The sequence below is a fragment of the Thermogemmatispora aurantia genome, assembly GCF_008974285.1.
Taxonomy (GTDB): domain Bacteria; phylum Chloroflexota; class Ktedonobacteria; order Ktedonobacterales; family Ktedonobacteraceae; genus Thermogemmatispora; species Thermogemmatispora aurantia.
In genome coordinates this window covers 1-13,344 of sequence record NZ_BKZV01000011.1, presented here as the reverse complement: position 1 = coordinate 13,344, position 13,344 = coordinate 1, and the positions used below count along the sequence as shown (strand labels likewise).

The following is a 13,344-nucleotide window of genomic DNA, read 5'->3' as shown; positions in this document are numbered from 1 at the left end:
AGCTTGGAGGTAGCCATCATTTACCGGAGCGAGGCAACGGATCAGGAGTCATAGGATGAAGGGGATCGAAGGACTCACGCTTGGGCGCTATGAACTACGCCGCCGCATCGCCCAAGGAGGCATGGCCGAAGTCTATGTGGCCTACGACCGCCGCGTCAAACGGCAGGTCGCCATCAAGGTACTCTACGGACGAGATGAGTCATTTATTCGCCGTTTTGAGCGGGAGGCGCTGGCGGTTGGCGCACTCTCCCACGATCACATTTTGCCACTCTATGACTTTGGGGAGCAGAGCCCCTGGTATTATCTCGTGATGCCCTATGTCGAGGGAGGAACGCTGCGCGACTATTTACACCGGCGCAAGCGGCTGACCCTGGAAGAGGCAGCCAGCTTCCTCGATCAAATCGCTTCAGCGCTGCAGTATGCCCATGATCACGGCGTTCTTCATCGCGACGTCAAGCCGTCAAATATTCTGCTGCGACCCGACGGCTATGCCTATCTTGCCGATTTTGGCCTGGCCAAGGCCATCATGGGGGCTGAATCGCTGACCAGCGACGGCACCATCGTCGGCACACCGGAATACATGGCCCCAGAGCAGTCGAATGGTATCAGCGACTACCGCAGCGATATCTACTCCCTGGGTGTCGTGCTCTTCCAGATGCTTACCGGGCGTGTACCCTTTACCGCTGAGTCGCCAGTCGCCATTTTCTTGCGCCATATCCAGACGCCACCGCCCTCGCCGCGCGAATTCAATAGCGAGATTCCCCCCGCCGTTGAAGAAGTGATCTTCAAAGCCCTCGCCAAAGATCCGAACGAGCGCTACCAGGAGGCCCAGGAACTGGCTACCGCTTACTGGCGCGCCTTGCAGCAGGAGCGCGGTCGCAGCCCCCGATCCCGGCCCGGACCATTGACGCTGAAAGATCACAGCACCGCCACGACCACACCGGGCAACGATGACTCGACGTTGATCGCCGAGGAAAGTCAGGCCGAGGCCACGCCCAGCCCTTCTCGCCTGGCTGAGCAAGAGACCTTTATTGTCCCCGACGAAGAGCGGGAAATGGTGCGCCCTCCGGCCACACCCCAGCTTTTCCCTCTCACCGACCTGCCAGAGCAACCTGATCTCGATAGCCAGAGTGAGGAAAGCGACAGTGAGAACGCTTTAGCCGCTTCTCCTCCCCAGGAAGTAGTGGCCAGCGAGAGCACGCTGTTAGAGGCGAGCGCTACCATCAGGCGCTTGCCAAGCCGTCGTTTTCGCCTGCTCTCACTTATCGCTGCCTGTGTACTATTAGCTCTGCTTTTTGTGCCGCTCGTTAGCCTCTGGCGGAGTGCACCTTCCGCCGGCAAAGGGGCCGGCTCCGGCAGCCCCGCGCTGAGTCCTCAACAACTGCAGGCCACTCAGACCGCCATTGCTCAGAATAACTTGATGGCCACCCAGCTTGCACGCTCACGGGCCCAGGCCACCGCAGGGATCTCCTCCTCAGTCGGCGCTGGGAACCTGCTCTATCAGTACGACTTGCGCAATCCCGGCGGCGGCTGGGCCAGCTCCGGCAGCCAGTGTTTCTTCTCAGCTCAAGGCTACCATGTGCAGACTCTGGGACCGCATGAGGCCGCCTGGTGCTTTTCAAGCCAGGAACATATGACCGACGCCGTGATCAAGGTTCAGGCACGCCTGTTGCGCGGTGATTTCTGCGGCCTGGTCTTTCGTCTCGATCCGACTACGCCCAGTTTTTATGTCTTTGAAATCAATAGCCAGGGACAGTATCGCTTCGTGCGCGCCTCGGGAACAAATCCCCAGGCCTGGCTGACGCTGATCGATTGGACCCACTCCAACGCCATCCAGACTGGCTATAACGTCCCTAACATGCTCATGGTCCTGGCACACGGCTCCTCTTTCAGGTTCTACATCAATAATCAGCTCGTCATTAATAGCTACTCAGACCCGGCCTACAGCGAGGGTCTGATCGGGCTACTAGTGGGAGGCGACAGCAATAACGGCAGCGAGGCCGTCTTTAGCGACATCTGGGTCTTTGAATACCAGGGATAGTCTCGTTCACCTCCAGCATGCCTCGCTCCTGTTCCGCAGTGCACCCTCCCCGCCCGGTTCAGGCCAGCGCCCACCCCTCTCAAACGTTGCCAGCTTGTCCGGGTGGAAGGAAAACCTTCCGCCCGGTGTTACAATACGATGAGGATGCTATCCGTTCAACAATGGAAGGGGCTTCCAGGAGGATCACTTTTTTTATGAGCTTGGACCTGACTGCCTCAGCCGGGTATTCGTCGAATGGCAAGTCTCCAGTTAAAACACATACTGTCTACCTGGCGCTCGGCTCAAATGTAGGAGACCGACGCGCGAATCTGGCTGCGGCGCTCCAACGACTGAGGGAGGTTGTGGAGATCAGCAGGGTCTCCTCGGTTTACGAGACAGAGCCGGTGGGGTACGCAGAACAGCCCCGCTTTTTTAATATGGTCTGTGCCGGACGCACCGCCCTCTCCGCTGAGCAGCTGCTGGCCTATGCTAAAACCATAGAGACCGCCCTGGGGCGCCGTCCAACCGTGCGCAATGGACCGCGACCAATAGATATCGATATCCTTCTCTACGATGATCTACAGATGCATGAGGAGCATCTGACTATTCCTCATCCAAGGATGACAGAGCGCGCCTTTGTCTTGGTGCCGCTGGCAGAGATCGCCCCGGAGTTGATTGACCCGAGCAGCGGGCGCAGCATCAGCGAATTACGGGATGCGCTACCCCAGGATGGCGTCAAAAAGCTGGCGGACAATCTGCGTGTTCCACTGGAGCATGATATTCAGAATAGCAGGCCAGCAGTGCATGTGCGCCTGGGACGAGTTGGTGTGGCAGGCCTACAGAAAGCCATTCTGCTCGGCAGCGACGAGCGAGCCCAATGGTTTCAGGTTGTCTTCGACCTCTACGCCGACCTGGACCCCGTCAGGGCGGGCGTTCATATGTCGCGCTTCAGTGAGGCTCTGGAGGAGGCCCTGGAGGAGATCAGTCTGATGGTCTGGCCGCGGGTCGAAGTGCTGGCCGAGCAGCTGGCACGCCGCATTATCGAGCGACAACAAGTGCTACGGGCTGAGGTCCATCTGCGGACAACCTACCCACTGCAGAAATGGACCCCCATTTCGGGACGCCCTACCCAGGAGGTCTATGGCCTGCTGGCCCAGGCCGTGGCCACGCGTAAAGGGACTCGCCGCCTGGTAGGGGTCGAGGTTGAGGGCATGGTCGCTTGCCCTTGCGCTCAGGATATGGTGCACTCCCTCGCTCGCGTTCGCCTGCGCGAGGAGGGTTTCCCGGACGAGGCCATCGAGAAAATGCTCGATGTCACACCGCTCGCCACCCATAATCAACGCGGACGAGCGCTGCTCATGGTCGGAACTCAAGAGCTGATCGATGCCCACGAGCTAATCAGCATCGCCGAGAATGCCATGAGTTCAGAGAACTATGCGCTGCTGAAACGCCCCGATGAGCTATACGTGGTTAATAAAGCCCACACTAATCCGCGCTTTGTCGAGGATGTCGTGCGCGAGATGCTACGCGCTATTATCGAGCGCTATGAGCATCTTCCTCCCGATACCTTTGTCTGGGCCAGTCAGCGCAACGAGGAGACGATTCACAAATATGATGTGGTGGCCGAGGGATGGGGCACACTGGCAGAACTGCGAGCGGAGATTCGGGAGCAAGCGAGCCTCGAACACCATACCACCCGCGAGGAGTGGCTCAAGAGCATCGAGTAGCCCCATCTGCTGGCGGTCTGTCTGCCAGTGGCTTGCTGCAGTCTATCTGCTGAGTCGCTGGCGGTTCCCAGCGCTAGATCACCAGTCGCTGGCCAGCCCGGAAGCAACCGGGCTGGCTCCTCTTCGCTCACCATCCGCGCCTTCTCTCCCTTCATTGGTTGAGTTTTCTCCTTCCCAGGACAAGACCCTTAACAACTCCTCTCCAACGTGCTATAATGCCGTTACAATAGAGCGCACAATGAATTCGAATCAGTCTGAGAGAGTCTGTCTCTCCCTTGGCTGCAGACAAGACGGAGGTCCTGTAAGAGTCGCTGTGGAACAAGTGCTTCTCAACCCCGGTAAACTAGCACGGACAGCGGTCGACGTGGCATCTGATAAAAAGGCGTCAGATGTCGTCCTGCTCGACCTCCAGGGCCTGAGCAGTATCGCCGACTACTTTGTCATTTGTAGCGGAAGCAATGAGCGCCAGATTCAGGCTATCGCCGACGCCCTGGAAGAGGAGCTGGAGAAACAGGGCGCTAGCCTGCTCCATCAAGAGGGCGATGCCACCAGCGGTTGGGTCCTCTTGGATTTCGGCGCTGTGATCGTCCATATCTTCGGGCCAAGAGAGCGGGAGTACTACCGGCTCGAACGCCTGTGGAGCGAGGCGAAAACGGTAGTCTACCTGCAATAACAGACTCTACTCTAGAAAAGGTGGTCAATGATGACGTTTCTGCGCAACCGCATGTTCCTCGAAGGGGTGGCCTTCGGCGGCATCTGCGGCTTCATCATCGGCTCAGTGATCGCTTTTACACTCGGTGAAAGCAGCGTTGAAGCCCTGCGTAAGCTGTTGCACCGACGACGCACTATCCCATTTGAGTACCTGTATCAGTGATTTTAAGAGCGTAGTGCCGGCATCACTGCGCCACAGCTGTGGAGACCGAGCCTGCCAGGCTCCCCCGGCTGGCTAGCCTTGGCTCGCCAGTTAGCTCATTGCCTCCGCGAAGATAAGCTTCGGAGGTCGGTCCTGGTTAGTTAGTTAGTTGCCCGGTTGTCTGCTTGCTTCATTTGTCTACTGAGATCTATACACCTATAAGTAAAGCCAAAAAGTATAGCGAAGAAGGATAGTAGGGAGGCACTTGTGCGGTATACGGTGGTCTTACTTGCTTTGGCTTTTTTTCTTTTTTTGTCTGCTTTGAGCGCGAAAGGAGGTGAGGCCGCCGCCGTACATAGCTGCGCCTCCCCCTTCCCTTCAGCGATACCCAGCGCTCTTCCCCCTCCGCTCCGCTCTCACGCGATTCTACTGAACGAGGTCTTGACCCGGCCCGCTAGCCCCTGGAACTGCTCTTCAGCCGGTACAACGACTCTGAATCGCGATGCCTGGGTTGAGCTGTATAACCCTCTTGACCAGCCCGTCGATTTGTATGCGGTCCACGCCGCGCTCGATACTGGCCCCCAAACTCCACTGTTTCTGTTGCCACTCTCTTCAGCCTTGCCCGCCCACGGCTTCTTGGTAGTTTTCCCAGATTCGCAGTCCTTCTTTCCCAATGAACCCTTCACCCTTCGACTCCTCTTCAATGGCTCGGTTGTCATCGATGAGGTGAATGTCCCCCTGCTGAACAGCGAGGAGTCTTTCGCCCGCATCAGCGATGGCGCGCCGGTCTGGCAGTCAACAACCGACCCTACGCCCGGCAGCAGTAACGCTCCCTCGCTCCAACCCTCGCCATCGTCAACGCCCAAAGTGGCTAGCCCAACGGCCTCTCCAAACGTAGCCCAAAGCAGTGCACAAGGGAGAGAAACGGCTGCCTCTTCGCTTCATAGCACGCCAGCGCCAGCCATTGCCGGTACGCAGCCAGCTTGGAGCACTTTGCGCTTGCCATCTCCCTCTCCGGCGGAGACAGGGATAGCCACCGGACAGAGTGACACTGGCCGCTCCTTACTCTCTTCCTCAGCTGCCATAACCCCGGCAGAAGAAGCGTCTACCGGCGGACCAGGCTTGCTACACCTGGCTGTACTGGCGGGCCTGGGACTCGCTCTCGTTGCTAGCTGTCTCTGGTGCTGGCGCCTCTTCCGCTCTCCCCTCGCGCCAGAGGATAAAATCCGCAACCCCACCTTTGGTCACCAGAAGGGGCGATCGTCATCTGCCAGCTCTCCGGATGACCCACCAGCACCCCACTCAGCCTCTCTTCCAGATCGCCCGCTGAGGTGATATCATTCTCTTGGAAGGATGAGCAAGCAGGTGCTCCTCATCCTTCCCTCGGCCTTGTCGCGGGTCAGAGCAAGCAAGGAGCTTGAGCGAAACGGAAGCAAAGCAAGCAGAGGCGCAGCTGTGCAGCGGCGCCTCTGGAAGAAGGGCCAGGCTTATGAGCATTACAGAGTTGCCAGCGACTACCGCCCGGGGATCGGTAGCCCCACCTTTTGAGCGCCTCTCCGAGGAGCGTAAGGCCAGTGTGGTGCGCGAGCTGAGCGCTCTATTAGGAGAGCGCTATGTGCTCCATGATCCATACGATTTAATGTTGTATGAGTATGACGCCTCGATCGATCGGAGCCGACCAGATATTGTGGTGCTTCCTTCCTCAACTGAGGAGGTAGCAGGCATTGTGAAGATCGCAGCTCGCCACCGCGTTCCCGTGGTGCCTCGCGGCGCCGGCACAGGCTTGAGCGGTGGGGCAATCCCCCTCTACGGGGGCATCGTCATTGCCTTTGCGCGCATGAATCGCATTCTGGAGGTCGACTATGAAAACATGCGTGCTGTGGTGCAGCCGGGCCTGGTCAACCTTCATTTGAGCAATGCGCTTAATCCGCGCGGTTTCTACTATGTACCTGATCCGAGCAGCCAGCGCTCCTGCACTATCGGCGGCAACGTGGGAGAGAACGCCGGCGGTCCCCATACGCTGCTTTATGGGGTAACCACTAATCATGTTTTGGGCCTGGAAATTGTGACCTCCAATGGCGAGGTTGTGGAGGTAGGCGGCTGGACACCGGATCGGCCAGGCTACGATCTGACGGGCCTGATTACTGGCTCTGAGGGCACACTGTGCGTGGTGACAAAGATCGTTACACGCATCGTTCACCTGCCAGAGGAAGTGAAGACGATGCTGGCGGTCTTCAATAGCATGGACGATGCCTCGAATACGGTCTCTGAAATCATTGCCAGTGGCATGATCCCCGCCGCTATTGAGATGATGGACCAGATGATTCTACAGGCCGTGGAGGCAGATATGCATGCTGGCTATCCGCTGGATGCCGCCGCCGTGCTGCTGCTGGAGGCTGAGGGACTGCGCGAGGAGGTAAAGGACCAGACAGAACGCATCGTGGCAATCTGCCAGCACAATCATGCCCGCTCCGTGCGCATTGCCGCCAATGAGACAGAACGCCAGCTGCTATGGGCAGGTCGCAAGAACGCCTTTGGGGCCGTAGGTCGCATTAGTCCCGAGTTCTATGTGCAGGATGGAGTCGTACCACGCACGAAGCTGCCTTATGTGCTACGCCGTGTGAGTGAAATCTGCGCACGCTATGGCTTACGTGTGGGGAATGTCTTTCACGCCGGCGATGGTAACCTTCACCCGCTGATTCTCTTTGACTCGCAAGTGCCTGGCGAGGTTGAACGAGTACGTCAGGCCGGCCATGAAATCCTGGCAGTTTGCGCTGAGGTCGGCGGATCAATCACCGGTGAGCATGGCGTGGGAGTAGAAAAGCAGGAGGAGATGGCCCTGATTTTCAGCCCTGTTGATCTGCGGGTGATGCAGCAGGTTCGCGAGGCATGGAATCCGGAGCAGCTTTTTAATCCAGGCAAGCTTTTCCCGCGCCCAGGACGCTGCGCAGAGGTGAAGCAGCTTTGAGTGCAGACGCCTGTTTGAGTTCGATGCCTCTATCGAACCCAGACAGTCTCTTCCTTTGGCGCTCCGGTCAACTTGCTCGCTGGCCTTCTCCTTTACTGCGCTTGCTTAGACTCGATCGGCTTCCCTTAGTTGCCCGCTCGCACTCTAGCAAGCAAGCTGTGTTAATGCGCAGGCAGGGGTCGGAGATAGGCCGGCTAGCTGGCCTGGTGAGCTGACTCGCTCTCTGCTTCCAGGCTCAGATCTGCCCGTCCTGGCTCTGCCGCTCCTCAGCTGTTGCTGGAACGCCCGGAGTGTTGGCCGGTGGTTCTTCCCCAGTGCTGCTGAGAAGCGAGCGAGAGAGAGTGCGCATATGCTCCAGGATCAGTCCACAGTGACGGATCGCCTGCTGCAAACAGGCTCGCGCAGTCATTGAGGCGACTTGCGCAAGCCCCCCTGGCGCCAGGGCGAAAGCCAGCGGCTCATCTAGCGCTTCATCCGGAAGTCTGTCGAGTATGTCATGGACTTCCTTGAGCCAGCGCTGATAGCGGGCAATCAGCGCCGGTAGCGTTCCCGCAGCGCAAAATTCGGCCAGGCTCGGCGAAGGCTGTGGCTTCTTGCCGATTTGACCGACAATCCAAAATTCCCCGACTTCGACCAAGTAGGTGGCCAACATGAAGATGGAGTAGCTCTCAGGTGTCGGGAAAGGATGGTCAAGCAGTGCCGCAGGAACCTGTTGCAGCAGTTGAAGCGCTTCATGCGCAATGTGATCAAACTCGCTGGAAAATTGCCGGGCCTCGTTCGTCATAGCTTTCATTATAAACGCTCCTGGCCTCAGAGGCTAGCAAACCAGGCAAGGTAATGTACAGCAAGAATGGCCGCCAGATGGCTCGCTTGCACTCACCTGCCACTTTATCGCCGGCTGACCCGGTCCGCCTTCTCCTAGCGGGAGCGCAGCCGTTGAGAATGAGAGATAAGAACAGTAATTATGCTATAATGTCGGCGGCGGCGTCAGGTGAAGCCAGTCAGCCAGTCCGCAGCCCATCTCATGCCGCCACCTGGCCTAGCCGCACGGCTGCGTTGGCCTTTCCGCCGCTACGGGTTTGGCGCTAACTTTTTATTTCTGGAGGAGCAGAGCCTGATGGGTGACTTCGCCAGCTTCATTGCCGCTCTTCAAGAGCAGCTACCCCAGACCGCTGTCCTTCTTGATTCTGCAACACTGCAGCGCTATGCGGTTGATGAGATGCAGCCCCGGGCCGTCATCGTGCCGTCGAGTACGGATGAGACAGCGCAGGTTGTGGCTCTAGCTCACCAGTATCAGGTGAGCCTTTTGCCACGTGGTGGCGGAACCCATCTCGGTCTGGGAGGTGTCCCCAAGAGCCTGGATGCTGTAATCGAGCTTACTCGTCTCTCGCGCTTGCTAGAGCACGAGGCTGCCGATCTGACTTGTCAGGCCGAAGCCGGTATCACACTGGCAGCGCTCCAGAGGCAACTGGCCACCCGTGGTCAGCGTCTGGCTCTCGACCCCCCTCATGCCGAGCAGGCTACCATTGGGGGGATTCTGGCCACTAATGCCAGCGGCCCGCGCCGCCTGCGCTATGGGACCGCTCGTGATTTGGTCATCGGGTTACGCACAATCCAGGCCGATGGTGAAATCGCCCGCAGTGGGGGCCGGGTAGTGAAAAATGTAGCTGGCTACGATCTGAACAAGCTCTATATCGGCTCACTAGGAACGTTGGCGATCATTGTTGAGGCGAATTTCAAGCTCCATCCTCTGCCTGCAGCAGAGCGCACGCTTTTGCTCACTTTTCCAGCCGTGACCGATGCGATGCGTCTGGTGAGCGCGGTGCTCGGCTCCGTTTTGACGCCAACGGCTATTGAGCTGCTGGATGGCAGTGCCGCCAGGGCGATTGCGACCCGAACAGGCCTTTCCTTGCCGGCCAATGGTTATACGCTGGCTTTCGACTTCGAAGGAAGTCTCAGCGCTATTCATCGTCAAATGGATGAGACACGCCTGCTGGCTCGCCAGCATGGGGCTTTGATGGGGGAGGATTTGCAAGGAGCCGAGCAGGAGGCGTTTTGGGAGGCTGTGCGTGCCCAGACAAGCGGCGAGCTGACATGCAAGGCGACAATGCTGATTACTTCAATTGCCGCTTACCTGCAGTTCGCTGAGCAGCTCTGTCGGCGCTTAAATCTGGAGATGGCTGCTGTGGCCCATGCCGGCAGTGGTATCGTCTATCTTGAACTGCACCCTGCGGAGGTGAGCAGTGAACTACTAGAAGCGCTGAGGCTTTTGCGGCAGCAGGCTCAGGAGGGGAAAGGGAGCTTGGTCATCGAACGCGCCCCTACAGCCTTAAAGCGCCAAATTGATGTCTGGGGACCAGTCGGTTCGGACTTTCCGCTGATGCAACGGATCAAGCAGCGCTTTGATCCAGGTGGAATCTTTGTCAAGGGTCGTTTCGTGGGAGGTCTCTAGCCAGCGGTGAAGGTCACGCTTTACGGAGCTAACGATAACAATGCAGAACGAGTGATTGCCACGGCTCAGCCGGAGTTCCTTCAACCCGCACTGGCTGAGTTGCAGTCGCTTTGTCGGGCGCTGACAGTGGAAGAGGAGCTGGCTCCTGGAATTGCTTTGTGCGCCGTCCCGGAAATACGCAGGTTTTTGCACCAGGCGATGGCGCATATGCCCATCTTTGTGCGTCATCTGGCACCGGCACAGACCATCGTTGAGTTGAGCGGGACGATAGAAGACGACTGCGTCCGCCTAGCCCTGGCGCTAGCTGCTTTGCCTGAGTTCGCTTGGCTGGGGCCGGGACAGCACTTTGCGGTCCAGGCTCGCCTGCTGCCTCCAGCCAAGCAGCCCCTGGCCTGCTCACTCGCCTATACGAGTGGCCAGATCAACCAGAAGCTAGCAAGTGTGATCAGCGAGGAAACGGGGGCAATCGAGTCCATTCGTAAGCCACGGATCGTGCTGTCGATAGCCTTGACCGCTGAACGGGGCTTTGTCGGCATTTCACTGGCAGAGGAGAACCTGAGTTCCTGGCCAGGAGGTGAGCGACATTTCGCTCGCTTACCTGAGCAGATCAGCCGCGCGGAATTGAAGCTATTGGAGGCGCTAGAGGTTTTCAACCTGACATTGCCAACCGGGGGCGAGGCCCTTGATTTGGGGGCCGCCCCCGGCGGTTGGACTCGCCTTCTGCTTCAGGCTGGTCTGCGCGTGGTAGCAGTTGATCCCGCCGCGCTTGCCCCAGCTTTGCGAGAGGAAGCCTCTTCGCGTCTTGAACACCGACGTTGCTCCGCCGAGGTTTATCTAGCCGAGGCTCTGCACCAACCGCGGCGCTTCGCTGTCATTACCAATGATATGCGGATGGACGCTCGCGATGCAGCTCGCCTGCTGGTACGAGCCGCTGAACTGCTCAGAGATGATGGCTTTGTCCTCAGCGTGCTCAAGCTGCCACATGTCACGAAGCGCATCCAGCCGCTGCCTGTTCTGCACGAGGCGCTGGGGATTCTGCGGAGGGCATACGCGATTGTGAAGGCTCGTCAGCTCTTTCACAATCGCCAGGAGGTTACTGTTGTGGCTGCCTCTCCTCGTCAGAGCCGACCTTTCTCTGGTCGCCGCCCATCACGAGCAGGGGCATAGCAAGCGAAAGGCTGCCTGCTGCCGCCTGACTTGACCTCTCTTGGGAGGGTTAGCCAGAAGGCGGTAGACAAAACATCACGGCGCAGAGAGACGGCAGGGCAGACCGCGCTAATGGGAAGGAGAGGCGTCCCTGCCGCAGAAAAAGTGCTCCTGACTATCATCATCGGTCGGTCCTCTGCAAGCAAGACTACTCTGGGAGGAAATCATGTCCAGTCACTCCACGGCGCTGGAAACGACGCTGGCTGTCGCTGCGCCTACTGAAGGCCCACTTCGCCGTTATACACATACCTATCAATTAATGCGCCAGTGCATCCATTGCGGCTTCTGCCTTCCCACATGCCCCACTTATGCACTGCTTGGGGTAGAGATGGATTCACCCCGAGGGCGCATCTATCAGATGCAGGCGGTAGCAGAGGGCCGGATTGCCATCAGCCCAGAGTTTGTGGAGCATATGTACTGTTGTCTGGGCTGCCGTGCCTGTGAAACCGCCTGCCCTTCTGGTGTGCAGTTCGGGAAGCTAATCGAGGCTGCTCGCGAGCAGATCCAGCTAGAGATCGAGCGAGCTGAGCAGGCTCCAGCCAATCTGTCCGCCGACGGTGCAGCTAGAGCAACCTTGGAGTCACGTACTACTCGACTCCTGCGTCGAGCTTTCTTCGACATCCTGCTGCCTTCGCGCTTGATGACGACGCTTTTCTTTGCAGCTCTTAAGCTTTACCAGCGCAGCGGTTTGCAGGCCCTGGTTCATGCTACTGGCTTACTGGACATGGTGAACACTCTACCGACCCCATTCCAGGGTCGACTGGAGACCCCGGAAGCCTTAATGGCACCAGCGCGTGGTCCTCTTTTCTCCCGCCCCTTGCCAGAGATCACGCCGGCCTTGGGCCAGCGCCGCTATCGCGTCGGCTTCATCAGCGGTTGCATTATGGATCAGGTATTCCGCGACGTGAATGAGGCAACTATCCGGGTGCTGGCCGCTAACGGCTGTGAGGTCATCACCCCCCCACAGCAGCGCTGCTGCGGTGCTTTACATGTCCACGCAGGTGAAGCGCGGCGTGGGCGAGAGTTGGCACGCTACAATATCGATGTTTTCGAGGCCTATCAGTGCGACGCGATCATCATTAACTCGGCGGGCTGCGGCTCTAATCTGAAGGAATATGGCCACCTACTGGCAGATGACCCGCTCTATGCCGAGCGAGCTGCCGCCTTTAGCGCTAAAGTAAAAGATATCAGTGAGTTTCTGACCTCGATCGATCTCAACCGGGAGATGGGCGAGGTGCCCCTTACGATCACCTACCATGACGCCTGTCACCTGATCCACGGTCAAAAAATTAAGCAGCAGCCACGCCGCTTGTTACAAAGCATTCCCGGTCTGCGGCTAGTGGAGCTAAAAGAGGCCGATTGGTGCTGCGGCAGCGCGGGTGTTTACAATATCACGAATCAGGACCTGGCTGGTAAGCTGCTGGAGAGAAAAATGAACAATATCGCAGCTACAGGGGCGGAGGCAGTAGTCACTGGTAACCCAGGCTGTATGATGCAAATTGCCCTGGGGATTCGCGAGCGCGGCTTGAGAATGCAGGTTCTGCATCCTGTTGAGTTGCTCGATCAGGCCTATCGAGCAGCCGGCCTCTACCGCCAGCCTGCTGCGGCAGCAGTAGCCCGTCGACGACGCCTGCGTCAGCGTGCGTTGTTAGTCGGCATGGGAGCCAGCGCCGGAGCCGTGATCGGCTTCTGGCTGGCCCGCCGCTCGCGTTAAGTCGCCAGATCATTGCAGGCAGGGCAAGTCCTTGCCGGGACAGGCCCCTAGAGGCTGCTTGTCCACTGTGTGTGACATGTACTACCTCTAAGGAGGTGTTCAGGAAACGAACAAGAGAGGAGCCTACCAGCCAGGGTGACCAGTAGACTCCTCTCTTGTTTATGTCGTCAAGCAATAAGCTCTTCTTAAAGAACGCTTCACAACTGCTGCAATTCTTGCCTCAATTTTGCCGAGAGGAGTCGTAGACAGCGTAACAAGGCAGAGCTGAGATAGATAAGAGAGCACAAGCCGTTCGGTCATTAGGGCCGGTCAGCTGCACCTGTTACCAGGTGTCCACCTCCGGTCTATCAACCAGGTGATCTTCCTGGGACCTTATCTCCGGCTGGGGGTCCAGCCTGGAGCGG

General features: G+C 58.3%; 9 protein-coding genes and 1 rRNA gene. 8 read left to right on the top strand and 2 right to left on the bottom strand.

The features are described 5' to 3' along the window. Positions 1–55 precede the first annotated feature (55 nt). The 5 genes from KTAU_RS21225 (at position 56) to KTAU_RS21210 (ending at position 7,568) form a co-directional block, all read left to right on the top strand. Complete coding sequence (locus tag KTAU_RS21225) at positions 56–2,041, top strand: protein kinase domain-containing protein (RefSeq protein WP_151730240.1); 1,986 nt, start codon at positions 56–58, stop codon at positions 2,039–2,041. Between the two features lie 194 nt (positions 2,042–2,235). Beyond that, positions 2,236–3,747: a GTP cyclohydrolase MptA gene (mptA, locus tag KTAU_RS21220; RefSeq protein WP_151730239.1), complete on the top strand. Its 1,512-nt coding sequence runs from the start codon at positions 2,236–2,238 to the stop codon at positions 3,745–3,747. A gap of 313 nt (positions 3,748–4,060) precedes the next feature. Continuing rightward, positions 4,061–4,420, top strand: a complete 360-nt coding sequence (rsfS, locus tag KTAU_RS21215; RefSeq protein ID WP_223258202.1) for a ribosome silencing factor — start codon at positions 4,061–4,063, stop codon at positions 4,418–4,420. Positions 4,421–4,447: 27 nt separating this feature from the next. Next, positions 4,448–4,621, top strand: a complete 174-nt coding sequence (locus KTAU_RS21740) for a hypothetical protein (protein ID WP_170293482.1) — start codon at positions 4,448–4,450, stop codon at positions 4,619–4,621. A gap of 1,468 nt (positions 4,622–6,089) precedes the next feature. Next, positions 6,090–7,568, top strand: a complete 1,479-nt coding sequence (locus KTAU_RS21210) for an FAD-linked oxidase C-terminal domain-containing protein (RefSeq protein WP_151730237.1) — start codon at positions 6,090–6,092, stop codon at positions 7,566–7,568. A gap of 235 nt (positions 7,569–7,803) precedes the next feature. Here KTAU_RS21210 and KTAU_RS21205 read toward each other — a convergent pair whose 3' ends face one another. Further along, entirely contained in the window at positions 7,804–8,361 is a 558-nt protein-coding gene (locus KTAU_RS21205) for a DinB family protein (protein WP_151730236.1), read from the bottom strand. A gap of 324 nt (positions 8,362–8,685) precedes the next feature. Here KTAU_RS21205 and KTAU_RS21200 point away from each other — a divergent pair, with 324 nt between their 5' ends. The 3 genes from KTAU_RS21200 (at position 8,686) to KTAU_RS21190 (ending at position 12,940) form a co-directional block, all read left to right on the top strand. Next, the gene (locus tag KTAU_RS21200; protein ID WP_170293481.1) at positions 8,686–10,020 is read left to right on the top strand and encodes an FAD-binding oxidoreductase; all 1,335 of its coding nucleotides are present in this window, start codon (positions 8,686–8,688) and stop codon (positions 10,018–10,020) included. Positions 10,021–10,026: 6 nt separating this feature from the next. Continuing rightward, a complete protein-coding gene (locus KTAU_RS21195) occupies positions 10,027–11,187 on the top strand; it encodes an SAM-dependent methyltransferase (protein WP_151730234.1) in 1,161 nt (386 codons plus the stop codon). Positions 11,188–11,392: 205 nt separating this feature from the next. Continuing rightward, positions 11,393–12,940, top strand: coding sequence for a (Fe-S)-binding protein (locus KTAU_RS21190; RefSeq protein ID WP_151730233.1), 1,548 nt, complete (start codon positions 11,393–11,395; stop codon positions 12,938–12,940). Between the two features lie 279 nt (positions 12,941–13,219). Here the strand turns inward: KTAU_RS21190 and KTAU_RS21830 are convergent. Then, a 23S ribosomal RNA gene (locus KTAU_RS21830) occupies positions 13,220–13,344 on the bottom strand; the annotation flags it as partial.

Excerpts from the sequence above, each read along its gene's own strand:
- KTAU_RS21740 (WP_170293482.1), top strand. The coding sequence starts at position 4,448 with ATGATGACGTTTCTGCGCAACCGCATGTTCCTCGAAGGGGTGGCCTTC.
- KTAU_RS21200 (WP_170293481.1), top strand. The coding sequence starts at position 8,686 with ATGGGTGACTTCGCCAGCTTCATTGCCGCTCTTCAAGAGCAGCTACCC.
- KTAU_RS21205 (WP_151730236.1), bottom strand. The coding sequence starts at position 8,361 with ATGAAAGCTATGACGAACGAGGCCCGGCAATTTTCCAGCGAGTTTGAT.
- mptA (WP_151730239.1), top strand. The coding sequence starts at position 2,236 with ATGAGCTTGGACCTGACTGCCTCAGCCGGGTATTCGTCGAATGGCAAG.
- KTAU_RS21225 (WP_151730240.1), top strand. The coding sequence starts at position 56 with ATGAAGGGGATCGAAGGACTCACGCTTGGGCGCTATGAACTACGCCGC.
- KTAU_RS21210 (WP_151730237.1), top strand. The coding sequence starts at position 6,090 with ATGAGCATTACAGAGTTGCCAGCGACTACCGCCCGGGGATCGGTAGCC.
- KTAU_RS21190 (WP_151730233.1), top strand. The coding sequence starts at position 11,393 with ATGTCCAGTCACTCCACGGCGCTGGAAACGACGCTGGCTGTCGCTGCG.